This is a genomic window from Nonomuraea sp. NPDC049480, assembly GCF_044465905.1.
Classification (GTDB): Bacteria; Actinomycetota; Actinomycetes; order Streptosporangiales; family Streptosporangiaceae; genus Nonomuraea.
In genome coordinates this window covers 108,769-133,973 of the sequence record NZ_JBITMD010000025.1, presented here as the reverse complement: position 1 = coordinate 133,973, position 25,205 = coordinate 108,769, and the positions used below count along the sequence as shown (strand labels likewise).

The 25,205-nt window shown below is 69.6% G+C and carries 23 protein-coding genes, 1 tRNA gene and 1 riboswitch; of the genes, 18 read left to right on the top strand and 6 right to left on the bottom strand.

Translation table 11 applies throughout. The features are described from left to right. Positions 1–205 precede the first annotated feature (205 nt). Entirely contained in the window at positions 206–631 is a 426-nt protein-coding gene (locus tag ACIBX3_RS47285) for a nuclear transport factor 2 family protein (RefSeq protein WP_397127251.1), read from the bottom strand. 423 nt (positions 632–1,054) lie between these two features. Here ACIBX3_RS47285 and ACIBX3_RS47280 point away from each other — a divergent pair, with 423 nt between their 5' ends. The 9 genes from ACIBX3_RS47280 (at position 1,055) to ACIBX3_RS47240 (ending at position 15,441) form a co-directional block, all read left to right on the top strand. Next, complete coding sequence (locus ACIBX3_RS47280; protein WP_397127250.1) at positions 1,055–1,732, top strand: NUDIX domain-containing protein; 678 nt, start codon at positions 1,055–1,057, stop codon at positions 1,730–1,732. A gap of 386 nt (positions 1,733–2,118) precedes the next feature. After that, on the top strand, positions 2,119–4,074 hold the full coding sequence (locus ACIBX3_RS47275; protein WP_397127249.1) for a hypothetical protein: 1,956 nt from the start codon (positions 2,119–2,121) through the stop codon (positions 4,072–4,074). Positions 4,075–4,434: 360 nt separating this feature from the next. Then, positions 4,435–5,067 (top strand): vWA domain-containing protein, encoded by a 633-nt coding sequence (locus ACIBX3_RS47270; protein ID WP_397127248.1) that lies wholly within the window; start codon positions 4,435–4,437, stop codon positions 5,065–5,067. Between the two features lie 219 nt (positions 5,068–5,286). Then, the gene (locus tag ACIBX3_RS47265; protein WP_397127247.1) at positions 5,287–5,802 is read left to right on the top strand and encodes a nucleotide exchange factor GrpE; all 516 of its coding nucleotides are present in this window, start codon (positions 5,287–5,289) and stop codon (positions 5,800–5,802) included. Continuing rightward, positions 5,803–7,386 carry an Hsp70 family protein gene (locus ACIBX3_RS47260; protein ID WP_397127246.1) on the top strand — a complete coding sequence of 528 codons (1,584 nt, stop codon included), beginning with the start codon at positions 5,803–5,805 and terminating at the stop codon, positions 7,384–7,386. It begins immediately after the preceding gene. 2 nt (positions 7,387–7,388) lie between these two features. Then, positions 7,389–9,914 carry a hypothetical protein gene (locus tag ACIBX3_RS47255; RefSeq protein WP_397127245.1) on the top strand — a complete coding sequence of 842 codons (2,526 nt, stop codon included), beginning with the start codon at positions 7,389–7,391 and terminating at the stop codon, positions 9,912–9,914. Positions 9,915–9,918: 4 nt separating this feature from the next. Beyond that, positions 9,919–11,082, top strand: coding sequence for a hypothetical protein (locus ACIBX3_RS47250; protein WP_397127244.1), 1,164 nt, complete (start codon positions 9,919–9,921; stop codon positions 11,080–11,082). 4 nt (positions 11,083–11,086) lie between these two features. Further along, positions 11,087–13,315: a hypothetical protein gene (locus tag ACIBX3_RS47245; protein ID WP_397127243.1), complete on the top strand. Its 2,229-nt coding sequence runs from the start codon at positions 11,087–11,089 to the stop codon at positions 13,313–13,315. Continuing rightward, positions 13,315–15,441: a hypothetical protein gene (locus ACIBX3_RS47240; protein ID WP_397127242.1), complete on the top strand. Its 2,127-nt coding sequence runs from the start codon at positions 13,315–13,317 to the stop codon at positions 15,439–15,441. Before ACIBX3_RS47245 ends, ACIBX3_RS47240 begins: the two co-directional genes overlap by 1 nt. Before the next feature lie 11 nt (positions 15,442–15,452). On the opposite strand, the gene ACIBX3_RS47235 is transcribed toward ACIBX3_RS47240, so the two are convergent. Beyond that, complete coding sequence (locus tag ACIBX3_RS47235; protein ID WP_397127241.1) at positions 15,453–15,590, bottom strand: DUF6653 family protein; 138 nt, start codon at positions 15,588–15,590, stop codon at positions 15,453–15,455. 60 nt (positions 15,591–15,650) lie between these two features. Next, positions 15,651–15,737: riboswitch (SAM riboswitch) on the top strand. Positions 15,738–15,745: 8 nt separating this feature from the next. Between ACIBX3_RS47235 and ACIBX3_RS47230 the strand changes: the two genes are divergently transcribed. Then, positions 15,746–16,354, top strand: coding sequence for a GNAT family N-acetyltransferase (locus tag ACIBX3_RS47230; protein WP_397127240.1), 609 nt, complete (start codon positions 15,746–15,748; stop codon positions 16,352–16,354). Positions 16,355–16,404: 50 nt separating this feature from the next. On the opposite strand, the gene ACIBX3_RS47225 is transcribed toward ACIBX3_RS47230, so the two are convergent. Continuing rightward, the gene (locus tag ACIBX3_RS47225) at positions 16,405–16,671 is read right to left on the bottom strand and encodes a ribbon-helix-helix protein, CopG family (RefSeq protein ID WP_397127239.1); all 267 of its coding nucleotides are present in this window, start codon (positions 16,669–16,671) and stop codon (positions 16,405–16,407) included. A gap of 463 nt (positions 16,672–17,134) precedes the next feature. Between ACIBX3_RS47225 and ACIBX3_RS47220 the strand changes: the two genes are divergently transcribed. Then, a complete protein-coding gene (locus ACIBX3_RS47220) occupies positions 17,135–17,806 on the top strand; it encodes a flavin reductase family protein (protein ID WP_397127238.1) in 672 nt (223 codons plus the stop codon). Here the strand turns inward: ACIBX3_RS47220 and ACIBX3_RS47215 are convergent. Then, positions 17,783–18,298: an NUDIX hydrolase gene (locus ACIBX3_RS47215; RefSeq protein WP_397127237.1), complete on the bottom strand. Its 516-nt coding sequence runs from the start codon at positions 18,296–18,298 to the stop codon at positions 17,783–17,785. The genes ACIBX3_RS47220 and ACIBX3_RS47215 overlap by 24 nt on opposite strands. Positions 18,299–18,382: 84 nt before the next feature. Here ACIBX3_RS47215 and ACIBX3_RS47210 point away from each other — a divergent pair, with 84 nt between their 5' ends. Then, on the top strand, positions 18,383–19,474 hold the full coding sequence (locus ACIBX3_RS47210) for a calcium:proton antiporter (protein WP_397127236.1): 1,092 nt from the start codon (positions 18,383–18,385) through the stop codon (positions 19,472–19,474). Here the strand turns inward: ACIBX3_RS47210 and ACIBX3_RS47205 are convergent. Then, positions 19,471–20,217: an ABC transporter permease gene (locus ACIBX3_RS47205; RefSeq protein WP_397127235.1), complete on the bottom strand. Its 747-nt coding sequence runs from the start codon at positions 20,215–20,217 to the stop codon at positions 19,471–19,473. The genes ACIBX3_RS47210 and ACIBX3_RS47205 overlap by 4 nt on opposite strands. Next, positions 20,198–21,139, bottom strand: coding sequence for an ATP-binding cassette domain-containing protein (locus ACIBX3_RS47200; protein ID WP_397127234.1), 942 nt, complete (start codon positions 21,137–21,139; stop codon positions 20,198–20,200). The genes ACIBX3_RS47205 and ACIBX3_RS47200 overlap by 20 nt, the downstream gene beginning before the upstream one ends. A 541-nt stretch (positions 21,140–21,680) precedes the next feature. Here ACIBX3_RS47200 and ACIBX3_RS47195 point away from each other — a divergent pair. The 6 genes from ACIBX3_RS47195 to ACIBX3_RS47170 all read left to right on the top strand — a co-directional run bounded on the left by ACIBX3_RS47195 (position 21,681) and on the right by ACIBX3_RS47170 (position 24,994). Next, entirely contained in the window at positions 21,681–22,649 is a 969-nt protein-coding gene (locus tag ACIBX3_RS47195; RefSeq protein ID WP_397127233.1) for a GH25 family lysozyme, read from the top strand. A gap of 70 nt (positions 22,650–22,719) precedes the next feature. Continuing rightward, a complete protein-coding gene (locus ACIBX3_RS47190; protein WP_397127232.1) occupies positions 22,720–23,268 on the top strand; it encodes a C40 family peptidase in 549 nt (182 codons plus the stop codon). A 57-nt stretch (positions 23,269–23,325) separates the two neighbouring features. Beyond that, positions 23,326–23,556, top strand: a complete 231-nt coding sequence (locus tag ACIBX3_RS47185) for a transposase (RefSeq protein ID WP_397127231.1) — start codon at positions 23,326–23,328, stop codon at positions 23,554–23,556. A gap of 39 nt (positions 23,557–23,595) precedes the next feature. Further along, a tRNA-Thr gene (locus tag ACIBX3_RS47180) sits at positions 23,596–23,668 on the top strand. Between the two features lie 214 nt (positions 23,669–23,882). Beyond that, on the top strand, positions 23,883–24,389 hold the full coding sequence (locus ACIBX3_RS47175; RefSeq protein ID WP_397127230.1) for a hypothetical protein: 507 nt from the start codon (positions 23,883–23,885) through the stop codon (positions 24,387–24,389). Between the two features lie 86 nt (positions 24,390–24,475). Then, complete coding sequence (locus ACIBX3_RS47170) at positions 24,476–24,994, top strand: hypothetical protein (RefSeq protein WP_397127229.1); 519 nt, start codon at positions 24,476–24,478, stop codon at positions 24,992–24,994. Positions 24,995–25,205: the final 211 nt, after the last annotated feature.

The window sequence follows — 25,205 nt, the reverse complement described above, 5'->3', positions numbered from 1 at the left end:
CAAACGCCGGGACAGCCTACCGCCCGTCCCGTCGCCCACGCCATGCTCCTGGAGGCGCAGTGATCCCGCAGGTCTTGCCCGCGCCGGGGCAGGGATGGGTCCGTGCCCCGGCGCGGGCAAGAGGCTGACTCACCTGCCGAGGCGGAAGGGATGCGCGCCCGTCACCTCCCGGACGGCGGATGCGGGGCCGGAGTCAGACCGTTGATCAGCCGCGCTTCGCGGCCGGCCAGCCGTACCCCCAACCGCCCTGGATCATCGTCTGGAAGGCCCACCCGTCCTCGGTGCGCACGAGCAGGTCGGCGTAGTGCATGCTTTGCCGCTCGCCCTCGACCGTCATCGTCGCCTCCGTTTCCACCACCACGAGGTTCTGACTGAGGAAGTGCGGGGTCCTTTTCGACTCGAGTCCCAGCTCTGCCGTGCCGCCGCCCATGGCGTCGTTCATCGCCTCGATGTATTCCGCTCGTGTCCACTGGCGTACGGCCGCGTAGCCGTCGGGCACGTCGGTGGCGAGATTCATCGGGAAAACCGCCAGGTCGGCCAGTTTCTCGATCGCGGCCTGCTCGGCCAGCGCGTCGTATTCGGCGAACCACTCCTCGACGCTCTTCAGTTCCTCGTTGCTCGGCTGATACATGACTGCCCCTCTCCCTTGAACCGTATAGTGTACGGTACAGCATACGGCAGCGCATGGCGAGCCGATTCTCGCGGGTTCCTGGCCATGACCTGTCGTCGGCAGGGCGCACGTGCCGGAGCGTGGCTCCTTCGATGTTTCCCTCGATGCCGGCGGAAGGGATGAGGCTGTGGTGCAGCCTGCGGATGGTCATGTTCACGGCGAGTGGTCGAGGCCCAGGGCTTCCGGCCGGGCCGCCATCCTTATGGCTTCTGGGTGCGTTCGGACTGACCTTGACGGCGGCTGACGTCGTCCGCCCTGTCGGGGGCTGTCCGGCATGAGCCGTGCGATGCATTGGGTCAAGATGACCTTAGGTATCCTGTGGACGTGGTGAACCGGGCCTCAAAGCATGACGGGACGGCGCGGGCAGCGGTGACCGTGGACTTGGTGATCTTCACAGTGCGCGACGCCAGCCTGCGTGTCCTGTTGATCGAGCGGGGGAAGCCGCCGTTCGAGGGTGACTTCGCGTTGCCCGGAGGCTACGTCCGGGAAGGCGAGGACCTCGATCAGGCGGCCCTCCGCGAGCTGGCGGAGGAGACGGGTGTCACCGGGCTCTACCTTGAGCAGCTGCGCACGTTCGGCGCGCCGGATCGCGACCCGCGCGGCCGCACGTTCACCGTCGCCTACCTGGCGCTGGGCCCCGACCTGCCCACGCCGGTCGCGGGCACGGACGCCGCGAAGGCCCACTGGGTGCCGATCGAGACCGCCCTGTCGTACGAGCTGGCCTTCGACCACATGGCGATACTCAAGGAGGGCCTCGACCGGGCCAGGGCGAAGCTCGAGTACACGACGGTGGCGGCGGCGTTCTGCCGCGAGCCGTTCACGATCGCCGAGCTGCGGCACGTGTACGAGGTCATCTGGGGATTCCCGCTGGACCCCAGCAACTTCCGCCGCAAGGTCACCAAGGCGGCCGACTTCGTGGAGCGCACCGGCGAATTCCGGACACCGGAGACCGGCCGGCCCGCCGCACTCTACCGCCGTGGGTCGGCGGCGCTGCTGTTCCCGCCCATGCCGCGATCGGGCGACGTGGGCCGCGAGGCGTACCCGTCACCGGTCACCGCCTGACCCTGAAGGAAACGCTCTCGAAACGACATCCGCGCCCGCTTCCACGGCTCCCACCTCATCGAACCATCCGCCACACGACCCCGCGCCTCGCGGCGGCGCCGGTTTCAAGGGCCGCTATGGGTGCGCGCCCAAGGAGCCCGCGTACGGCCACGTCGCGCGGGAGTTGCGCCCCATAGCGCCGCGTCCATGGCGTTGCGGGTCCATGACGCCGCGTCTCATCGCATTGCGGTCTCATCGCGCTGCGGTTCCGTGGCGGCGCGGTCCCATGTCACGCGGAAAGCGGGTCACAACGGAAGCGGCCGGGCGGGGCGTGTCGTCCCATACCGGCCGCGACACGTCTCGAAACGACGGCCGCGTTCTCTCCTCGGATGCGGCATGGTGGACGCGTGTCTCCTGAGCGTCCGCCGGAGACTCGCCCGCCGGGGGAGGCGAGCTCGGATCGGCTGCGAATATCGTTCCGGACCGCGCGAGAGGCGGCCGCGATGCTGCGCCGCGCCGAGCGCGGCAAAGCAGCGAGGAACACGATCCGGCCGAGGGGCATCTTCGGCCTGATCAGGTCGCGCGGCCCACTGTCGATCATCCTGTACGCCGCCGCGCGCGACGGGCTGCTCGTCTGGCGGGGCGTGGACGCCTTCGCGGTGCTGGACCCTCCACATGGCGAGCGGTACGTCGGGAGGCCGGGCGGGTTGGCGCGCCATCTCGACAGGCGCTGGGAGTTCGTGCTCTTCTTCGGCCCTCCCACTGTGCTGCTGGTGCTGATGGCGGCGATGGTGCCGCTCGTCCTCCTGTGGCAGTGGGCCCCCGCCGTGTTGATCGCGCTGATCCTGGGGCTGATGGTGATGCTGCACGTATTGCTGCTGATGGGCGCGATGCTCGTCACGGCGATCGGCAGGTGGCTGCTGGGTCTGCCGGTCCGCCGTCGGCGGGACATGTCGGTGACCGAGGACATGAGGTTCCGGCACTGGTCACTGCCGCTGTGCCACTGCGCGGACCCTGCCGCGGCGCCCGCGTTGCTGGACCAGGTCACCGAGCGGTTGCGCGGGCTGGTGCGGTCGCAGATCAGACAGGCGATCAAAGGGATGGGCGCGCGCACGGAGACCCATGAGGTGAACGAGCCGCTGCTGTGCCTGCTCGACGGCGCGACCACCAGCACGATGCGCGAGGCTGTCGAGGCGGCGGCCGCCGGCGGGAGCGTGGGCGGGGTGACGTTCCTGGCCACGGGGTCACGGTCGGCCGTGCGTCCCCAGCAGATCGTCAGCCTGGCCCCGGGACTGGGGTTGTACGTCATCGGGGTGGGGATCGTCGTGGCGATCGAGGCCTACGTGCTGGCGGGCTGGGAGGAGGAGGCGTGCGCCCCGGACTGCGCCGGCCGGCCCGCGACCTTCGGCACCGCATTGCGCTGGCTGGCCTGGCGGCTGATCGGCGGCGACCCCGCCGACCTCGTGCCCGCCACCTCTCAAGCCTGGACGGTCGGCTGGCTCACCACGCTCATGGGGGGCGTGACCCTGCTGTTCTGCCTGGTCGCGATGTGGCAGGCGCCCAAGGTCCACAGGCAACGCCTGAACAGTTTCCTGGAAGGGATGGATCCCGTGATCGGAACCACGACCGTACTGATCATGGTCGCCACGCCAGAGGAGAAGCAGGCCGTCATCGAGGCCGTCACCGAAGCCACGGGAGCGCAGCCGGGGCATCGGAACCTGAAGTTCCACACCGCGTTCGAGCTGGGGGTGGTGAGCCGCGCCCGGGTGCTCGTCTCGCAGTCGAGGCCGGCCTCCGCCGACCCCGGCGGCGCCGTCCTGGCCGCGCAATCGTTGATCGACCAGCTCGACCCCGACTACCTGGTGCTCACCGGGATCTGCTTCGGCCTGCGCGAGGACAAGCAGCGGCTCGGCGACATCCTGGTCTGCAGCCAGCTGCGGGTCACGGACCACAAGAAGATCGTCGAGCCCGTCCCCGGCGAGCCGGTCGAGATTCCGCGCGGCGATCGGGTCGCCCCCTCGGTGACACTGCTCGACCGATGCCAGAACGCCCGGCTGCCGCGGGAGGAGCCCAAGGTCCACTACGGTCCGATGCTTTCCGGAAACGTGCTGATCGACTCGCCGACGGCGCGCCGGCGCATGATCGAGGCGGAGCCCGACGCGATCGGCGGCGAGATGGAGGGGCACGGGGTCTACGCGGCGGCCGCCAAAGGCAAGGTCGACTGGATCGTCGTCAAGGCCATCTGTGACTGGGGCATGGGCAAGACCGACGACTGGCACGAGCGGGCGGCGCGCAACGCGGCCGAGTTCGTTCTCGACGTACTGCGTCAGGGCGGCCTCGACCGGCCTCCCGGGCAAGCATGACCACTCTTTAGGTCACCTTGACTCAAAGCGGGCGCCGCGATATGGTCAGGATGACCTTAGGGTGGCGCGTTGATCGCCGGTGCTACGCATATGGCCGCCTTCTTGTTTTATGTGATATGGCGCGCCAGTTTATAAATCCTACCGATAAATATCATTCCTTTGCGGCAAGCGGCGTCATATTCTGTTTTCTCGCAGCCTGTCGCGATGGAGGGGAAGATGTGCGCAAATCGCCTCCGGCTCCCGGGGAATTCCCCGGGACGGCTGCCCGGCGGGGGCAGTGGGGACCCGCCGGGCAGTCCGGGGAGATTAGCCGGAATTGCCGTAATTGGCGTGCTTTTCTTGGCGGTTGCCGGAGCGGGCGTGATCTGGTACCTCAACGGCGGCGGGCGCAGCGATTCGCTGGGTGACGCGACCCTGGCCGGCGCGCGGCAGACCGATGGCCGGGTGTGCCTGGACGTGGCCGGCGACTTCTCCGGCTCCATGGAAGACAACGTCGAGACGAGGAGCGCGGCGCTGGCCCTGCTCAAGCCCTTCATGGCGCGGGAGATGCGACCGGACGACCTGCTGACGACGGTCGCGTTCGCCCGCACGGCCTCGCTCACCCTCGCTCCCACCAGGGCGGCCGATCTGGCCGAAGCCGCCGGGACGCCGGGAGACCAGAAGCCGGGCCAGTACACGTACTTCGCCCCCGCGCTCAAGGCCCTTGACCGCGGCCACGGCGAGGGCGGCGGCAAGTGCGTCAGGCGGGTCCTCGTCGCGATCACCGACGGGGAGTTCTCGGACGACGTGAACGAACTCGTGCCCCTCATCCACCACTTCGACCGTGTCTACCTGGCCGTGCCGGACCAGGCGGCCGGCTACCGCCCGGTGGTCTTCGCCGACGCCAGGCTGACCGCCGTCGTCACCGAGGGTTTCGACGACGCCGAGGCCCTCAGCCTGCTGTACGGCAAGGCGCTCGCGGCGGCCACCGGCCAGCGGCTCGTGCATCGCTAGCCCGAAATCCTCAATAAGCGCAAGCCGGATCCGGCGCCGTCGATCAACAAGTCCTGTTATAGCGCAACATATCCCGCTTCGACCGTATTCATATCGCCGCGAGTCTCGATACACTCGGGCTCGCAAATATTCAAAGCTCCCCCTAGCAATGGGACACCGGTTATGACGATCCCACCCCCCGACCCCGAGGCCACACCAGAATCTCCTGAAATAGGCACTATGCCGGATATCAGCCCGACTGTGGCGGCTCTTGACCGGCTGACCGAGGAAATCAAGGCGAAGTTCAAAGACGACCACGACCGCGCCGTCCACCGCGAGGAGATCATCGACCGGCTCTTCGAGGAGAACAAGGCGCTGCGCCACGGCCTGCTCCAGGAGGCGCTGACGCCGGTGCGGGCCGGCCTCTACCGCCTGTACGACCTGACCGGCCGGGAGGCGGCCAGGCTTCGGGAGGCCCCAGGGGAGGAGGGGCGGTTCGGCGCGCTCCTGGAGGCGATCGCCGCCGAGGTGGCCGAGGTGCTGGCCAGGGCCGGGGCCGAGCTGCTCGAGGTCGTGCCGGGCGACCCGTACGACTCCGCCAGGCACCGGGCGGTCAGGACGGAGCCGGGACCGGACGGCCAGGTCACGGCGGTGATCGCGGCCGGGTTCCGGCAGGGCGAGCGCGTCCTGCGCAAGGCCGAGGTGGTGGTGGGCAAGGGCGACCCGCCGCTGGAACAGCAGAGGAAGGACGGATAAATGGCGGTATACGGGATCGACCTCGGCACCACGTACTCCTGCATCGCCGGCATCGACCAGATCGGCCGCGCGGAGGTGCACCGCAACAGCGAGGGCTCCGACACCACGCCTTCAGTGGTGTTCTTCGAGACGGCGGACAACGTCGTGGTCGGCCAGGCGGCCAAGGACAGCGCCGTCGTCCAGCCCGACCTCGTGATCAGCCGGATCAAGCGCGACATGGGCCACGAGGTCACCAGGACCCTTCACGACCGCTCGTACTCACCCGAGGAGATCTCGGCGTTCGTGCTGCGCAAGCTCGCCGAGGACGCGCAGGTCGCGACCGGGGAGACCGTGTCGGACGTGGTCATCACGGTCCCGGCGTATTTCGGCGCGGCCGAGCGCGACGCCACCAGGAAGGCCGGCCGCATCGCCGGGCTCAACGTGATCGACATCATCTCCGAGCCCATCGCCGCCGCCATCACCTACGGTGTGCTCAACCCGGACCAGGACCGTCACATCCTGGTCTTCGACCTGGGCGGCGGCACGTTCGACACGACCGTCATCACTCTGAGCGGCGGCGACATCGAGGTCGTGTGCACCGACGGCGACCACAACCTCGGCGGCGCCGACTGGGACGACCACCTGGTCGAGCACCTGGCCGAATGCTTCAGGCACGAGCACCCCGACGTCGGCGACCCGCTGGAGAGCAGCGCGACCGAGCAGGACCTGCGCAAGATCGCCGAAGACCTCAAGAAGACCCTGTCGTCCCGGGTCAAGCACACGGCCCGGGTCATGCACGAGGGCCGGGTGACCACGGTCGAGCTCACCCGGGAGGCGTTCGAGGCGCTCACCCGCAACCTGCTGGAGCGGACCGTGGCCATCACGCGCCGGACGCTGGAGACGGCACGGGCGAAGGGGGTCACCACGTTCGACCACCTGGTGCTGGTCGGCGGCTCGTCGAGGATGCCCGCCGTGACGGAGATCCTGCAGAAGGAGTTCGGCATGACGCCCCGGCTCCAGGACCCCGACCTGGCGGTGGCCAAGGGCGCGGCGCTGTATGCGTTCGAGGAGACCTACCGGCGGCTGGTGAGCTCCGGGGAGCAGGCCAAGGCCGAGGCGATGGCGCTGGAGGCGGGGCTGTCGGGCACGCAGCGGCGGCAGATCGCGGGCCGGACGATCAAGACGGTCGCGTCCCGCTCCTTCGGCATCATCACGAGCGACCCCAAGACCCGCCACCGCTACGTCGCCCACCTCGTGCACGCCAACGACCCGCTCCCGGCGTCGGTCACCGAGGGCTTCGCCACGCTGGACGACAACCAGGACACCGTCGCCATCCGCGTGATGGAGCAGGCGGGCAGCGCCGAGTCCAAGGATCTCGACGACAACAACAAGATCGGCGAGGGCGAGCTGCGCATCCCGCCGGGCAAGCCCGCGGGCTTCCCCATCGACGTCACGTTCTCTTTGGACACCTCGGGCCTGCTGCACGTCACCGCGCGCGAGAACGAGCGGGGCGAGCAGCTCGACCTCGACATCCAGATCGGCGGCATGTCCGAGGAGGACGTCGCCTCGTCGCAGGCGTCGTTGTCCCAGATCCGCGTGGACTGACCGTGCCGTTCGACGAGGCCCGATACGTACGGGAGGTGCTCGATCCGGCCAGGCTGGCCGGCGGCGCGCCCCCCGTGGACGTGCGGCGGCGTTACCAGCTCACCGACGCGATGAGCGCCGCCGAGATCACCGAGACCGTGCGGCAGGTCCGGCAGTGCTGGCGGCGCTCGCGGCAGAAGCTCAAATACCGCAAGGTGATCGACGCGCTGGAAGCCGACCACGCCAAGCGCTACACCGCGATCTTCCAGGATGCGGCCAACGGCGACCTCGGGAAGCTGAAGGCCGAGATCAAGCAGTCCGCCGAGCAGGAGGGCAGGCGCCTGGCGGACGTGCGGCGGCGGCTCGGCGACGCGGCGGGGAAGCTGCGCCTGCTCGCGCCCGACGTCGTCGCGGGCATCGCCAAGTCGGCCGGGATGCGGAGCGAGGACGCCGAAAAGCTCGCCGCCGAGCTCCGGATCGAGGTGCGCGAGCCGGACCAGCTCCCGCAGTCGCCGCCGTACGCGGCCTACGCCAAGGTCCGGGCGGCGCTCGACACGATGGGGCAGCGCCATCTGGCCGGGTTCGTCTTTCCCGAGGTCAGCACCGGGATCCGCGTCATGGGCGACATCCCCGGAATCATGGACAAGGTCGCCGGGCTGGAGCGGGAGGCGCAGCGCAAGACGCGGGGCCCGTGGACGGAGAGCGCCGACACGGTCTTCTCCGGCCTGCGCAACACTCCTGACCCGGCGGCGCTGCTGCGCTACGACATCGCCGCCAGGCTGCGCGAACGCGTCCGCGAGCACCCGTACGACGACACGCTGATGCGGCACGTCACCGACGACCTCGGCCTCGACCCCGATGACGCCAAACGGCTGGTCTTCGCGATCCGCCAGGAGAGCGGCGTGTCGGGCGGCCCGGGGGGACGGCTGCGCGAGCTGATCGAGGCGGGGCAGGTCCAGGCGGCCGTGGACTTCGCCGAGGCGCTCCCCGCCCAGGCGCTCACCGGCGAGTCGGCCGAACTGGTGGCGGAGGTGCGCGCCCGGCTGGCCAAGGCCGCGCGGTTGCGTGATGCGTCGCGTGCGCAAACCGATCCGGACCAGGCGTGGAGCATGCTGGAGGAGGCCCTGAGCGCGGTCCCCGACCTGCCGGGGGCCGAGGATCTGCTCGCCCGCCTGCCGCCCGAGCCGCCGGCCGGGGCACGGGCGCACCTGCAGGACGACGTGGTCGCCATCACCTGGCAGCCGTCCACGTCCCGGGCCGGCGAGATCGGCTACGAGGTCTACCGGAACGGCGTGCTGTTCGCCGAGGTGACGCGCCCGAACGCGGCCGACGAGCGGCCGCCGGTGAACAAACCCGTCGTCTACTCGGTCGCCGCCCGCCGCAAGCAGGCCACGTCCGCCCCGGTGGCGTGCGCGCCGCTGACATTCCGTCCCGAGCCGGAGGAGCTGCGGCTGACCGCGGTGGACGGCGTCGTCACCGGCCGCTGGCGCACGCCACCCGAGGCGCTGCGCGTCGTCGTCACGCGCGATGGCAGGCCGATCCCCGCGGAGGGTTCCGGTTTCCGCGATCGCGACGTGCGTGACGGCACCACGTACGTGTACGTCGTGGCCGCCGTCTACCCCGACGGCCGGGGCGAGGTCGTCACGCCGGGGCTGCGGCGTTCCGTGACGCCGCAAGCCAGGCCGGAGCCGGTCGAGAGCTTCACCGTGGAGTCCGACCCGGGCGGCCAGGGCGAGCTGCTGATCCGCTGCGCCGAGCCGCCGTCGGGCGTGCTGGAGTTCGTGATGCTCCCGGCGGAGCCGCGCTGGCCGTACGGGGCGACCGTCCCGCTCAGGGAGGTGCGCGCGGCCGGCCCGGTCCTGCCCGCCACGCCCACGCGTGACGGCTATCTGGTGCGTCCGGCTCACGTGTCCGGCGTGCTGCTGGCCGTCACGGTCGTGGGCGACGGCGCCACCATCGGCGCGCATCGCGAGCACGTCAATCTGACCGCGCCCCGCCGGGTGAGCGCGGTGCGCCGCGGCGGGACCGTGCACGTGGGCCTGGAGTGGCCAACGGATGTGCCGGAGATCGAGGTCCAGTGGGGGGAGCGGCGCCTGGTGGTGTCCTCGGCGGCCTACAGGTCGCAGGGCGGCATCCGGCTCGACATCCCCGAGGTGGAGTCGCCGACGATCCAGCTGACCCCGACGACCGTGGTGAAGGGCGCGCGGATCCGCGGCCCGGCGGTGCCCGTGACGCTGTCCGCCGTCGTTCCCATCCGTTACGAGGTGCGGGCAGAGGGCGCGCCGTGGCGGCGGGAGCTGGTGGTCAGCCTGACCGCGGAGCGGCCCGTGCAGGTGACACGGCTGGTGCTCGTGATCAAGCCGGGCCGGATCCAGCCCGGCTCGGCCGACGACGGCCGCGTGATCGGCGAGTGGTCCGACGTCAGCCCTCCGGCCCGGCTGACCGTCCCGATGCCCCGGCAGGCCAAGCCGTACTGGCTGCGCTGCTTCGCCGAAGGACCGGTCGAACTGGTCGATCCACCCGTACGCATGCTCAAGGTGGGGAAGTGAGGCCGTGATCACGTGCCCGTACTGCTTCGTCAAGGTGGCACCGAACAACATCGCGTTCCGCTGCATGGGGACGAGCGGCCGGAGCAAGGGCTGCCAGACGCGGCCGGACGAGGCGCTCGGCGCCTTCCGTGGAGGCCCGCCGCCCGTGCTGCCGCCGGTGTTCACCGTGAAGCGCCCGGGACGTCGCGCCGTGTGCCCGCACTGCTCGCGGGAGACCGCCTGGCGGGTCTGCCCGTCGTGCCACAGCAGGCTCCCCGCCGAGTACTGCGCCAACCCCGGCAAGATCGTCGCGCTCGTCGGCGCCAAGCACGCGGGCAAGAGCACCTACATCGCGGTCCTGATCCACGAGCTGATGAACCGGGTCGGCGAGGAACTCGACGCCTCGCTCGTGCCGTGCGACGACCGGACCATCGAGCGCTACAAGACCGACTTCGCCCGCCCCCTCTACGGCGATCACAAGCTGCTGCCGATGACGCAATCGTCGGGTACGGTCCCGCGCGACCCGCTGGTCTACCTGTTCACGAGGACCGTCCGCGGCCGGTTGCGCAGCCGTACGACCTCTCTGACCCTGGTCCTGTTCGACACCGCCGGCGAGGACCTGCGCCAGCGTGAGATGAGCGAGCTGCACCTTCGCTACCTCAACGCGGCCGATGCCGTGATCTTCCTGCTGGACCCGCTGGAGCTGCCCGGCGCGCAGGCGGCGCTGACCGGCGCGGCCAAGGAGCGCGGCGGGACGCTGGCCAACGACCTGATGAGCGACCAGCTGGACGTCGTCGTCCGGGTCACCGAGTTGCTGCGCAAGAGCGACAAGGGACGGCTGGCGATTCCGGCGGCCGTGGCGCTCAGCAAGATCGACGAGCTGCGGGAGTCGATGGAACGCCAGTCCGCGCTCCACCGGACCCGCGACCCGATCGGGGCGCTCGACCTGGACGACAGGGAGGCCGTGGACGAGCAGGTCCGCGCCCTCTTGCACCAGTGGCAGGCCGGCATGATCGACCGCTACCTGAGCCAGCACTACCACGACTACGCCCTGTTCGGGCTGTCCGCCCTCGGTGCGGTGCCGGACGGCGAGACGGTCGCGCGCAGCGGGATCCGGCCGTACCGCATCGAAGACCCGCTGCTGTGGCTGCTCTACCGGTTCAAGATGCTCGACGGCAGACGGAGGTAGTCCCGTGGCTTGGCAGCTCCACTACACCTCGGCGGCGGAAGGGCCGTCCGGACGCGCGGGATTCCAGATCGTGGCCGAGAGCCCCGGGCTGACAGCCGATCTGTCGTCGCAGGTGACGCCCTATCTCACGTACCGGCCGCCGCCGGACACGCCGACGGCGCCGTCGCCGGAGCGCATCCGCGCGATGCCGGTCGCGCTGTCGTACGGCCCCGTCGGCGACCGCTTCGCCCTGGTCCGCTGCGTCTACCTGGGCCAGGACTATTCCGGCCGCTACGGCAACTTCCTCGGCCACGCCCTGCTGATGGCCGACGGCGACCTGGTCGGGCTGCGGCCGATCGAGTTCTGGCAGGCCCCGCTCTGGGCGGACGCGCCCGCCCGGCCGGGCTCCGAGCTGCCCGAACTGGCCGATCTCATGCCGGGCGCCGCGCTGGACCCCGAATCGCTGGGCCAGTGGCTGCGCTCCAGCGGTCCCGCCGCCTACCAGCGGCTGAGCATCCTGCTCGAGCTCGTACGCCGCGGCCTCGTCCAGGAGTACGGCCGGCTCATCCTGGTCAGCGCCGACTGCGAGGAGATCGTCCGCTGGATCGCGGTGATCTCGTACTCGCTGCCGTGGGAGGCGGTCACCCGGCTGTCGTTCGTCACCTACAGCGGGGACCCGGCCGCGACCGCGCAGCTCATCGTGGGCACCACGCCCGACGTGTGGATCCCGTCCGACGTGGACGCGACCGTGGTCGTGCTGGCCGAGGAGCCGCAGCCGATCGAGACCGGCCGGTTCTCCGAGACGGTGCGCGAGCTGTGGCGGGCCATGGACTTCGACGGGATCGACGAGCTGGCCGCGTTCGAGGCGGCCGACCCGGACGCGGCGGCCGCGCTGGTGGCGCTCTGCCTGACCGGCGCCTCGCTGTCGGCGGAGGAGCAGGAAGCGGTCGCCGAGCTGGTCGAGGGCGGGGTGCCCGACTGGGTGTGGCCTTTCCTGGGGAATCGGGCCGACCTGCTCGGATACCGGCTCGCCGCCGCGGTGGCCGCCAACGGCCCCGCCGAGGCGGCCGGCCCGTGCGCCGCGCGGTGCGTCCAGCTGGCGCTGCGCGACTCCGGGCTGGGGCCACCGCGCGTGCGGCTGCCCGAGGCGTACCACCAGAACGCGACGGCCTCGGCCCAGGCCGAGCTGGGCGCCGTGGACCGGCTCGACCGCCTGATCGGCGTCCTGCGGGTGGCCGACGCGGCCGAGCTGGAACTGCCCGTGGCGCAGGTTGAGCACACGATGGCCACGCTCGTCGGCCCGCGGCTCACCGGCGTGCCGGAGCAGCTGGAACGCGCCCCGGTCGGCTGGCGGGAACCGCTGCTGGCCGGGCTGATCGCCGGGCTGGAGCAGGCTCCACCCGGCGTGCGCGCCCGCCTGCTCACCGCGGACCTGTGCCGGTGGCTGGCCGGGCGGGAGCTGCGGGCCGCGCCCGCCACCGCCCTCGCCGTGATCGCGTGGCAGGTCGCGGGCGGGCTCGACCGCGTGGAGGCCACCGTACGGATGCTGGCGCTGGACCTGAGGCTGGCGGAGCGGGACGCGGCGCTGAAGACGGTCTGGGAGGACGAGCCGAAAGCCGCCGAGCTGCGCAGGCTCATCGAGGCCGTCGGCGAGCGGCTGCAGGACTATCACACGCTGAACAGCCTGCCCGCGCGCCTGTTCGTACGGGCCGGGATGAAGAGCGGCGAGACCGTGGAGATCGCCGAACGGATCAGGGCAACCGGGGTGCCCGGGTTCCCGGCCGACGACGCCGAGGCCGTGCTGCTGGCGACCGGCCTGTCCCGCGTACGCACTCCCGGCCATGCCGCGGGCGAGGTCGAACGCCTCACCGCGCTGACCGGTCACGCCGACCCCCGGCTCCTCACCCTGGCTCGCGCCTGGGCGGCCGAGAAGCTGACCGAGCAGGACCCGCCGTTCCGGATGGCGCTGCTGCGGCAGCTCACGAGAGCGGCCAGGGAGTGGCTGATCGACTGCTGGCTCGTCGCGCGCGCGAGCCGCGACGAGCAGGCGGCGTTGCTGGAGATCGCGATCCGGCTCCGGGGAGCCGGCGTGGTCGACGCAGCCCTGGAGGAATGGGCGCATTCGGTGGCCGGCAGCAGATCGCCGTTCGGACCCGTGGACAGCCGGTTCAAAAAGGACCCGGAGCTGTCCGAGGGTCTGCGGGACCTCATGAAGCCGCGACGCCGGAGGCTCCTGCGGCGAGAGGACACCTGATGTGGTTCCTGGCCTTCGCCGTCATCGCGTGGGTGGTCGCGGTGATGCTCGGCGCGTTCGTCGCCATTGTGCTCTACCCCCTGGTCCTGCTGGGCAGCACGCTCGTCGCCGTGGGCATCTACCTGATGCAGGCGCGGGCGATCCTGGTGCCCGACTCCGCCGCGGGCCTGTCACCGGTCCCCCCGCCGGGCACCGGCACGGGGCGTGATCCGGCCTTCCCCCACTACCTGTCGTCGCAGGTGTGGAAGGACTGGCGGGCGATCCTGCGCACCACGGCCCCGGCGATCGGCAACAAGGCGGACAGGGCGCTGCGCAGCGTCAGCAGCGCCCTGGTGAGCGGCGAGCAGGCGTGGTTCCTGTTCCCCGTCTGGCTCGGCGTCTGCGGCGGGATCGTGTCGGCCATCGTCCCCGTCGCCGTGATCGGCGTGCTGATCATGGGGGTCTACGCGGTGACGGTCGCGCTCGGCATGCTCGCCTGGCTGGCCTGCGTGGGCGTGCTGCGGGCCGTGGAGCAGGTGTTCATGCTGGTCAAGCGGATCCTGCAGACCTGCCCCTACCCCGGCTGCTACGCGCGGTTCACGCTGCCGGTGTACGCGTGCTCGACGTGCGGGCGCAAGCACGCCAGACTGCGGCCCGACCTGAACGGGGCCGTCCGGCACGTCTGCGAGTGCGGCACGCGGCTGCCGACGATCGTCCCGCTCGGCCGCTACCGCCTCCAGGCGTACTGCCCCCACTGCGATCGCCTGCTGCCGACCCGCGTCGGGCGGGTGCGCATCGAGCCGCTGCCGTTCGTCGGCGGGCCCGACGCGGGCAAGACCACGTTCATGGCCATCGGAGTGGACGCGATCCACGGGGCGGTGACCGCGGCGGGAGGCCGCGCCCTGTTCGCCGACAAGAGCGACGAGCAGGCCTTCCGGCAGCTCCGCAGGGAGTTGTCGTCGGGGAGGATCAGCAAGACGCTGCCCAACCTGCCCAAAGCGGTGATGCTGGACGTGGAGCTGCCGGGCAAGCCCGGCGGAAACCGGATCCTCTATCTGTTCGACCCGTCCGGCGAGCACTACACCGGGGCAAGCAAGGTCGAGGAGATGCGCTACCTGGCGCACGGCGAGGCGCTGATCCTGGTCATCGACCCGTTCGCGCTGCCGGACGTGCAGGACCACCTGCTGGAGTCCGAACGGCAGGCGCTGGACGCGAAAGGGGTCGTGCTGTCACGCGAGGACCCCGCCGACACCTTCACCCGGCTCCGCAACGAGCTGGCCACCCGCGCCGACGGCGGAAAACAGCGGCGGGTCGCGGTCGTCCTCACCAAGGCGGACCTGCTGCGGGCAACCACCTCCGGGCACGGTGTCGAGGATCTGCCCGGCTGGCTCACGCTCATGGGTCTGGGCAACCTCGTACGTGAGCTGAACCACCAGGGCGCGGAGGTCCGCTACCTGGCCTCCGGCCTGCCGCCCCAGGGCACGCAGATCGCCGAGCTGCTGGGCTGGCTGAGCGGGCTGCGGCTGAACGGGCGCCTCGCCGAGGGGAGGAACACCGGCGAGTTGACGGCGGGCGACGCGCGACGTCCGTGGGAGACCAAGCCACGTCCCCTCGGCAGCCTCCCGCTGAGCTATCTGATCTTCCGCCGGGCGCTGGCCGGTGCCACGGTGACGGCCTCCGCCGCGATGCTGGTCCTGCTCAGTCTGCTCCTGCTGAACCTGTGGCTGCCGGCCGACGGCTCGGCGGTGCCGGAAGCGGCGGCCGCCCCGCAGCTTGTGGCGGCGCCCATCGGGAAGTCGCTCGCCGGGACCTGGAAGGGCACCGTCCACCAGAACGGCGCCAAGGACTACCACGTCACGCTCACGCTCACCAAGGGCGCGACGCTCGGCGAGCGGGCCGGCAAGGTGGCGTACCCCGACCTGAAGTGTTCCGGGACCGTCACACTCGAACCGGCCCACTCCACTGGCGTCACCGTGGTCAGGGAGCAGATCACCGACGATCCCCAGCACAGGTGCGTGCCCACCGGGTGGATCACACTGAAGAAGACTTCTTCCGGGAAGGTCGACTACCGATGGTTCAGGAGGCTGGAGGACGTCTCCCAGGGAGTGACTCCCGACGCCGTCGCAAACTTGATCAAGAAGACCTGACGGCTTTCCGTTCAGTGGACGGCGCCGAGGCGCTTCTGCTCCTCGTACAGCAGCCCGAAGCGGTCGATACGCCACAGCCGGCCGAGCACCACCAGCGTGGCGCCGAACACCGTCGGCCAGATCTCCAGCGTGACCAGCTGGAAGGTCAAAGTGGAGAAGCCTCGCCGTTGACGTCTCTTCGCGTGGTCGTGCATCATCGCCACACCGAGATTTCATCCAGAGGATCCGAGGGACCTGGCCCTACGACGGTCCGGCAACCTGCCGAGGCAAGGTGCCAATGCCAGGAACGATGAGGAGGGTTCCGATGAGTGTGCGGCTCGACGTTCCGGTGTTGTGCGGATCGCTCGTACGGCTGGAGCCGCTGCACCCACGGCATGCGGGGGATCTGGCGCGGGCGGCGGAGGAAGATCGGTCCGCCTACGGCTTCACCCTGGTGCCGAGGGCCGAGGAGATGGATGCATACGTCAAGGCGCAGCGGGAGCGTGCGGGGCTGACGCCGTTCGCGCAGGTGCGGGTGGCGGACGGCAGGGCCGTGGGGTGTACGGCGTACTGGGATCTGCGGACGTGGCCGGGGCGGCCCGAGCTGCAGGCGGTCGAGGTGGGCTGGACGTGGCTCGCGGCGTCGGCGCAGGGGACCGGGATCAACGCCGAGGCGAAGTTCCTGCTGTTCACGTATGCGTTCGAGGCGCTCGGGGTGGTGCGGGTCGATCTCAAGACGGATGCCCGCAACCTGCGGTCGCGGCGGGCCATGGAACGGCTCGGCGCCCGGTTCGAGGGAGTGCTGCGTAACTGGTCGCCCTCGTGGGCGCCGGGCGAGGAGGGGAAAGTGCGGGACTCGGCCATGTTCTCCGTGATCGCTGAGGAGTGGCCGGAGGTCAAGGCGGCCCTGATCGCTCGCCTCACCCGTCCATAGGGGTCGTCCTCAGGAGCGCGGGCTCGACGTCGAGCCCGCGCTGTCCGTGTTCAGAGGATGAGCACTTTTCTGGGGGTTCCATCGGCTTCGACCACGGCGAGCTCGTGGCCCTGCGACAGCTGGTCTTCGACGAATTTCCAGATGGTGATGGCCTGGCGGATCGCCTCCGTGAAAGACAGACCTTTGCGCTCGGCCAGGGTCTTGAACGTATCGGCGGTTTCGTGGCTCAAATTTACCGAAAGCCGGACGAAATTCGAGTTGTTGGTCCTTTCGGACTGGTCGAGCCGGCTGTTCCTGGTTGCGGACTCACGCGTCATGGTGTCTGGTCTCCTGGCCCTTCGGCGGCGGTGGGGGCACGCGGAGTGAGGGGGTTCTGATTTGCTCCGGCGTCTTGATGGTGGTAGTCGGGTTCATCGTAGGTGCCTGGGTTATGCACACTGGTTTTCCAAGTGGTGCGGGTCAAGCCCATACGCCCTGCATACGGCTCTCCATAAATCAGCCCCAAAGTCTTGGCTGATGGAGGAAAGAAAATGAGTGAAGTCAGTCGATCGCCGAGCGCCGGAGGGCGATCGGAGTCCTCCGGAGTGCCCGCATCCTGGGTTCCGCGTTCCTGCCCGCGCAGGCCTGGAGCCAGATGAAGCCCGAAGTGGCCGAGGTGCGGTTCTGGGTGTTCCAGTCAGGCGGCGTCATGGGCGGCTACCTCTTCGCCGAGAAGAGACTGAAATAGGGGGTCCGATGGCCGCCAGCGCAGTGCTGTGACGAGCGGCGACAGTGGTGCGCATGAGCATCGTCGTGGACACGCACACCAGCATCGAACCGAACATCCTCTACTTCGGCACGCCGGTGGTACTGATCTCGTCCATGAACGAGGACGGAACCCCCAACCTCGCCCCCATGTCGTCGGCCTTCTGGCTCGGCTGGCGTGCGCTGCTGGGGCTCGGCGCGCGGGCCAAGACGGCGCAGAACCTGGTCAGGACCCGGGAGTGCGTCCTGAATCTGCCGTCCGACGCCCTCGCCGACGCCGTCGACCGGCTTGCGCTCACCACCGGGTCGGATCCCGTCCCGGAGCGGAAGCAGGAGCGGGGATATCGGTACGTGCCGGACAAGTTCCGGCGGGCCGGGCTGACCGCCACGCCCTCCGAGACGGTGGCGCCGCCACGGGTGGCCGAGTGCCCGGTCAGCATGGAGGCCGTGGTGGAGGCGGTGCATCCGGTGGGCGATGACGGTGGGGTGCTGGCGTTCGAGGTGCGGGTGCAGCGGGTCTGGGTGCACGAGGAGATCCGGATGGCGGGGACTGACGATCGGATCGACCCCGACGCGTGGCGGCCGCTGATCATGAGTTTCCAGAAGCTGTACGGGCTGGGGCCGCAGGTGCGTCCGTCCACGCTTGCCCGGATTCCCGAGCGGATGTACCGGCCGGACGAAGATCTAGAGCGAGCCCACGTCGTCTAGCAGCACCAGCCACGTGCGGTGCCCGCACAGGCGCTCGATCTCCTTCCGGGGCAACCAGTCGGCGTGCGTGCTCTCCGAGCCGGCCGGCGGGCGGGTCGGGGCGCCAGGACCAGGCAGAACAGCCCGGAACATGGCCATGTACGTCAACGACGCGTACCGGTAGTCGGCGGGCGGCGGGTCCAGGAGTTCGATGCGCTGCCAGGCGAAGTGCGACAGGGCGGAGACCGGCAACCGCAGGCCGGTCTCCTCGTGCAGCTCGCGTACCGCGGCGTCGATCGCGCTCTCACCGGGATCGAGGTGGCCGCCCGGGATGTCCCAGCCGCGCCCCACCCGATCCACGCACGTCATCAGCGTCCTCCCGAGGCTGTCCGAGACGAACGCGAAGGCCGACGTGGTGTGATCCGCGGGCGGGAGCTCGCCGGAGAGGATGACGTCCAGGCGGTGTGCCACGGGGATCCAGGGCACGGTGGTCGTGGCGATCAGGTGGGTCATCAAGCCACCTTCATTCCCCCTTAAAACGGATGTCAAGGCATGATCAGGGTGAAACTCGTATCGAGATAGGAGAGCCCCCTGTACATGATCCGTAACGTTGCGAGGTTGTGGACCGTTCTCATCCCCGCTCTGGCGCTGCTCGCGCTGGGGCTGACCTGGGGCCGCGAGCTACCGGCCGTGCTGGTGATCGTCGTGGCCCTGCTGCTGGCCGGCGCGGTGCTGGCCGCCGTGCACCACGCCGAGGTGATCGCGCATCGCGTGGGGGAGCCGTTCGGCTCGCTGGTGCTGGCCGTGGCCGTCACGGTGATCGAGGTGGCGCTGATCGTCAGCCTCATGATCTCCGGCGGTGAGCAGACCGCGACGCTGGCCCGGGACACCGTGTTCGCGGCCGTGATGATCACCTGCAACGGCATCGTGGGACTGTCCCTGCTCACCGTCACCCTGAAGCGGCGGATCGCGGCATTCAACGCGGAGGGCACGGGCAAGGCACTCGCCACGGTGGCCACGCTCACCACGCTGAGCCTCGTGCTCCCCACGTTCACGACGAGCGCACGGGGACCGGCGTTCTCGCCCGCGCAACTGGGCTTCGCGGCGGTGGTCTCGCTCGCGCTGTACGGGTTGTTCGTGGTGACCCAGACCGTACGCCACCGCGATTACTTCCTGCCGGTCGCCCGGGACGGCGCGCCCATCGACCCGGATGACCACGCGCCCCGGCCCTCCGGGCGCACCGCGCTGGCCAGCCTCGGGCTGCTGCTGGTCGCGCTCGTGTCGGTGGTCGGCCTGGCCAAGATCGAATCGCCGGTGATCGAGCTGGCGGTGTCGTCGGCCGGGCTGCCGCAGGCCGTCGTGGGCGTCGTGATCGCACTGCTGGTGTTGCTGCCCGAGACGATCGCCGCCGTCCGCGCGGCCCGGCGCGACCAGGTCCAGATCAGCCTGAACCTGGCGCTCGGGTCGGCGATGGCCAGCATCGGGCTGACCATCCCGGCCATCGCGGTGGCGTCGATCTGGCTCGACGGGCCGCTGTTCCTCGGGCTCGGCGGCACTCACCTGGTGTTGTTCGCCCTGACGATCGTCGTCTCCACGCTCACCGTCGTGCCGGGGCGGGCGACGCTCATGCAGAGCGGGGTGCATCTGGTGCTGTTCGCGGCGTTCCTGTTCCTGGCGATCAGTCCCTAGACGACCCCTTGGCGCAGGGTGCGGTTGCCCAGCCACAAGCCGGCCGCGGCGATCAGGCAGGCGGACGCGGTGCCGTACAGGATGGAGGGGGCGGCGAGATCGCCGGAGAAGAGGGAGCGCTGGGCGTCCACGATGTACGTCACCGGATTGAACTGCCCGACCGTCCGCAGCCACCCCGGAGCGGTCTCCAGCGGCAGCAGCACGCCCGACAGGAGCAGCAGGGGGAACAGGATCGACTGGCTGACCACGTAGAACAGCGTGCCGCTCGGGGCCGACTTGATGGCCAGGACGAAGGAGAACGCGCCCAGCCCGACCCCGAAGACGACCAGTTGGGCCAGACCCGCCAGGACGCCGGCCGCGTGCAGCTCGAATCCCAGCGGGATCGCCAGCAGGATGATCAGCACGGCCTGGACCAGAAGGACGATCACCGCCTTCGCGGACCGGCCCACCAGCATCGCCGTCCGGTTGAGCGGCGTGACCAGCATGCGCTCCATCGAGCCGCCGATCAGCTCGACCAGCAGCGTGTATCCGGCGGACATGGGCCCCGTCAGGCACATCATGACCAGGATCCCCGGTACGAACCACTGCCACGACGAGCCCATGGCCCCGTCCAGCAGCGAGCCGAACAGAAGCAGGAACAGCAACGGCTGCCCCATCTCGAACAGCAGCCCGTAGGGATCACGCAGCGAAGGCTTGAACTCGCGGGAGAAAACGGTGGCGGTGTCACGCAGGAATGTCATCATCGGTGAGGCTTCTCCCGGTAAGAGCGAGGAACACGTCGTCGAGGGTGGGGCGGACGGTCTCGGCGGTGGTGACCTTGATGCCCGCCCCGTCCAGGGTCCGGAGGCATTCCGGCAGCGCGGCGGCCGCGTTGGCGGCCCGCAGGCGCACGGTCGTGCCCTCCGCGGTGCCTCCGGCCGTTTCCGCGGCCCTCCGCGCCTCCTCCTCCGTGCTGGTGGTGAGTGCGATGTGGTCGCCGGCCAGGTCGTTCTTGAGCTGCTCGGAGGTGCCGTCCGCGATGATCTCCCCGTTGTCGATGATCACCACCCGCTCGGCCATGTTGTCGGCCTCCTCCAGGTAGTGGGTGGTCAGGAACAACGTCGTCCCGTACGTCTCCCGCAGCCGCAGGATGTGCTGCCAGATCTCGGCGCGGCTCTTGGGGTCCAGGCCGGTCGAGGGCTCGTCGAGGAAGAGCAGGTCGGGGCGGTGGACGAGGCCCAGCGCGATGTCGAGGCGACGGCGCTGGCCGCCGGAGAGCGTGCCGGGCCTCCGCTTGGCCAGCGGCCTCAGCTCGAGCAGGTCGAGCAGCTCGTCGGCGCGCGCCGCCGCCTCCTTGACCGGCAGGCCGTAGCAGCGGCCCTGGGTGACCAGCTCGTCGCGGACCAGGAAGTCCTCGCCCGCGCTGTTGCGCTGGCCGACGTAGCCGATGCGGGAACGTACGCCCGCCGGGTCCGTGGCCACGTCGTGGCCGGCCACGGTGGCGGTGCCGGAAGTGGGCGGCAGGAGGGTGGTGAGGATGCGAAGTGTGGTGGATTTGCCGGCGCCGTTCGGGCCGAGGAACGCGACGAGCTGACCGGGTTCGACGTCGAGGTCGATGCCGCGGACGGCCTCGACGGACTCCTTCTTGACTTTGAACGTCCGGGTCAGGCCCCGAGTGTGGATCATGGTTGGTCTCCTGCGGGCATGGCGAAGAAACCCCAGGTCGGGGGCTCGATGGTGGATCGCATCCAGTTTGAGCAGGGGAAACCGGCTTTGGCAAACGCGAACACAACATTCATATAGGGCTCTGACCTGCAAAAACGTCACGCCGGACGATGTGCTGACGGCGGCGATTTCAGGGGCCCTGAAGTGCTGTTTTCCGATATACGGCGGGTTATTTTCAAGGTCATGCTTGTGGTGCTGGTGAACGGCCCGCCGGGATGGGCGTGCGGGAGTGGAGCCGGCGGCTTGGGGCGGCCGCGGGGGAGAGCATGTGGACGCTGCCGGCCGGCGCCGGGCGCGGCGCGGTGATGGTGAGCCCGTGGCCGGCACCGCTACGGCCTGTCGTCCTGACGGGCCTGGCGAAGGCCCGGAGGCTTGGGGCCGGTGTATTGGCTCGATACCTCGAAAGCGCTCTATATTTCTGGACTTGCGGAATTGTGTGAGGCTCCGCAATGATCTGCGCGTGAAACGTCTGGGGTTATTCGCGGTAATTATGGCGCTTGGGATGGGTGGCGGGGTCGCGCAGGCGGCCGACGGCGTTGCCGGGATCGATGTCAGTAACTGGACCGGCGACATCGACTGGGAAAGCGTGGCCTCCGAGGGTGCGAAGTTCGCGTTCGTGCACGCCTCCGAGGGGACGAACTACCGTAATCCCCGTTTCGACGCTCAGTACGGAGGCGCCGCTTCGGCCGGACTGGTTCGCGGGGCATATCACTTTGCGCAACCGCACGAATCCGATGGGACGACCCAGGCCGAGTATTTCGTGCATAACGGCGGCAACTGGGTCGCCGACGGCCAGACCCTCCCAGGCGTCCTCGATATCGAGGACAACCCCTACAAGGACAAGAACGGCAAGAACAACTGCTACGACCTGTCCCCAGAGGACATGGTCACCTGGCTGAAGGACTTCACGAAGCGGTACCGCCAGCGGACCGGCCGGCACGCGATCATCTACACCACCACGAGCTGGTGGCAGACCTGCACGGGGAACTCCACGAAGTTCAGGTCCAACCCGCTCTGGCTCGCCCGCTGGGGCGACGATCCGGGGGAGCTGCCGAAGAGCTGGAAGAGGCACACGTTCTGGCAGGCGGCGGAGAAGGGGCCGCTGGTCGGCGGCGGGAACCTGTTCAACGGCTCGGAGTCCCAGCTCAAGGCCATGACCAACCCGCCGGCCGAGGTGACGGTCAAGGGAGCGGCGCGGAGCAGGAAGACGTACACGGTCACCGTCGCGAACACCGGCCCGCACGCCGTCACGAACGTCAAGCTCGCCGGGCGGACGTTCGGCGGGCAGCACGTGGTGCGGGCGGCGCCCGGGTGCACGTTCAGCGGCACGGCGGTGCGCTGCACCATCGACGAACTGCCGCGCGGCAAGAAGGTGACGTTCACCTTCACCACCAAGCCGCGCAAGCCGAGGGGGACGGTCGGCATCAACGTCACCGTCGGTTCGGTAAAACTCACCCTCAAAGCGGGATAAAGCCGATAGTGCAGGATGAATCCCGAGGCCCACGAAGCTCGCGGAGCTCGAGGAGTTCGAGGGGGACGGGATGAGGCGGCGGCGGTTAGCCGTGGCGGTGGCGTTGGTCATGCTGACCGCCACGGCCTCCATGCCGCTCGCGACCCGGGCGCTGCCGCTGATCGTGCGGATCGCGTACGAGATCGAGCAGCGCGGGATCGTGTACTCGTGGGGTGGCGGCCACGCGGAGCGGCCCGGGCCGTCGAACGGCACCTGCAGGGGTTACAAGGGCCGGATCAAGCCCTGCCCGGCCGCGAGGACACGCGGGCTGGACTGCTCGGGCTTCGCCCGGTGGGTGTACGCGCTGGCGCACGGTAAGGACGTGCTGGGGCCGGGGAACACCAACGATCATGTACGGAGAATGCGCCGGGTGGACGCGGCGCCCGTGCCTGGCGACCTCATCTTCTTCGGAAAGATCACGAAAAAGCGGGTCAAAACCCACCATGTCGGTATCTATCTGGGACGGGGCAAGATGATGAACGCGCCCGAGACCGGCGCCATGGTGCGGATCGACGACATCTCACGCCTGAAGGACTTCGCGGGCTTCTACCGGTACTCGATGTCTGCCAAGTCGGCATAGTTGTAACGCCTGTGGCGTGGCGGAAATTGAGAGACCCGGAGGCTACTCTGTGCCGCTATGGAAAGGCGATGGGTCGGTCTGGACGGCTATGAGGTCGTGAGCGCCGTGCGAGCCGGGCGGCAGGTGCTGCGCGTGCGCAGGAACGGGTGGGTGGTCGCCGACTGCTCGACCGTGGCGGAGGTGGCTGAATACGTCGATCTGGCCGATCTGTGCGAGGTGATCGAGTTGCCGGCGCAGCAGGCGTCGGAGGGGATCGTACGAGCCGGAATCAGTTCGCATCATCGCTGAGCGCCGTGTATGGTTACACCTGTCCGCAGCGACGGACAGGCCCCTATAGCTCAGTCGGCAGAGCGTCTCCATGGTAAGGAGAAGGTCAACGGTTCGATTCCGTTTGGGGGCTCTCGTTCTGAGCAGGTAATGCGCCCGGACCAAGGTTTCTTGGGGCCGGGCGTTTCGCGTTTGCAGGCATTGCGCTGACCATCCCGTGTAACAGGGTGCCCTGACCATGGCGCTCCTGGTGCGGTGCCCCTGCGGCTTGACGGAGACTCAACAGATCCTCAACACGCCCCGGCCTACCTTCCTCTCGTCAAGGACACCTCACTTGAGGAGAGGCAATGACCAGGACGAAGGTCCGGGCGGCGATGATCGCCTCAGCGCTCGCGGGAGCAGTGCTGATCGGCGGAGCAGCCAGTGCGGACAGCAAGGTCTCGGCGTCGAGCGAGCTCACCGCGTCGACGGCCGGCACCGCGGATTCCAGCGCGGCGAGCGCCTACTGGTTCCCGTGCAGCGACGGCTACATCAGGATGGCCGCTCCCTGGAAGAGCGGCAGGTACATCAAGATCTCCACGATCGCCCACTGCAGTGCCTACCGCGGTCCCATCGGCCGCGGTGGCCACGTCGACGCCCGCCTGGACCAGTACCGGGGCGTGGGCGTCTGGCGCAACAAGGCACACAAGATCCACTACGTGAACAAGCGCGCGTTCACCGTCACCCTGCAGCCGTCCTGGAGGTGCTCGGGCGGCAACCAGCTCTACCGCAACCACACGAAGGGCTGGATCGCCCAGGGAGGCGGGAAGGCGAAGAACTTCAAGCACAGCGCGCAGCGACGGATCACCTGCTGACCCCGGCGAGACCAAGGTGACGCCCTCGGGGCCGGGACGTCCGGCGGACCTCCCGGCCCCGAGGGCCCGTTCCGAAGGAGTGACAGGTGAACATCTCCAGACGCACGGCCGCCGCGGCCACGATGTTCGCGGCCACGGCCGTCGTGGCCGCGGCGGCCTGGGCCCAGGCGGCCTGGCCGGAAGAGGACGCGGCCGCCGAGAAGCGTCGTTACATCGCGGCCGTGGACGCCGTGTGCCATGACGCCGAGCGGCAGACCGACACCGAACGATTCCCGGTGGACACCGCGCAGCAGCAGGTGGCAGAGCTGGCGCGGTCCGCCATCGCCATGAAGGCCGCCATCGGGCGGATCGCCGCGATCCGGCCGCCGGAGGAGGACGCCGAGCAGGTGAACGCGCGCTTCCTCGAGCCGGCCCGCCTCATCGCCACCGACTTGAGCGGCTACGCGGAGCAGGCCCGCACCGCTCTCGACAGGCATGACCTGGAGGCGGTCCAGCGCATTGTGGACCAGTCGCTGCAGCCGGACCCCAGGGAGCGGGCGATGCGCGCCTTCGCCACCACGTACGGATTCGTGATCTGTGCCGGGCAAGAGGCGGCGTCCCAGTGAGCTGCGTTCGGGCGTGGACATCAGGACGCCGCGCGCCTGCCGATGATGGGCTGGTGGCGGCAGGCGGCCCCGCTCGGCCTGCGCAGTTCGGCGGTGCGACGAGGCGCTCGCGTTCCTGACCGCCCGCTGCTAGTCTGACCGGGTTCTCCGCTCGGGGGCGGGGACGGGCAAAGGATTTCGGTTCTCGGGGGTTCCTGAGGCATACTGGGAG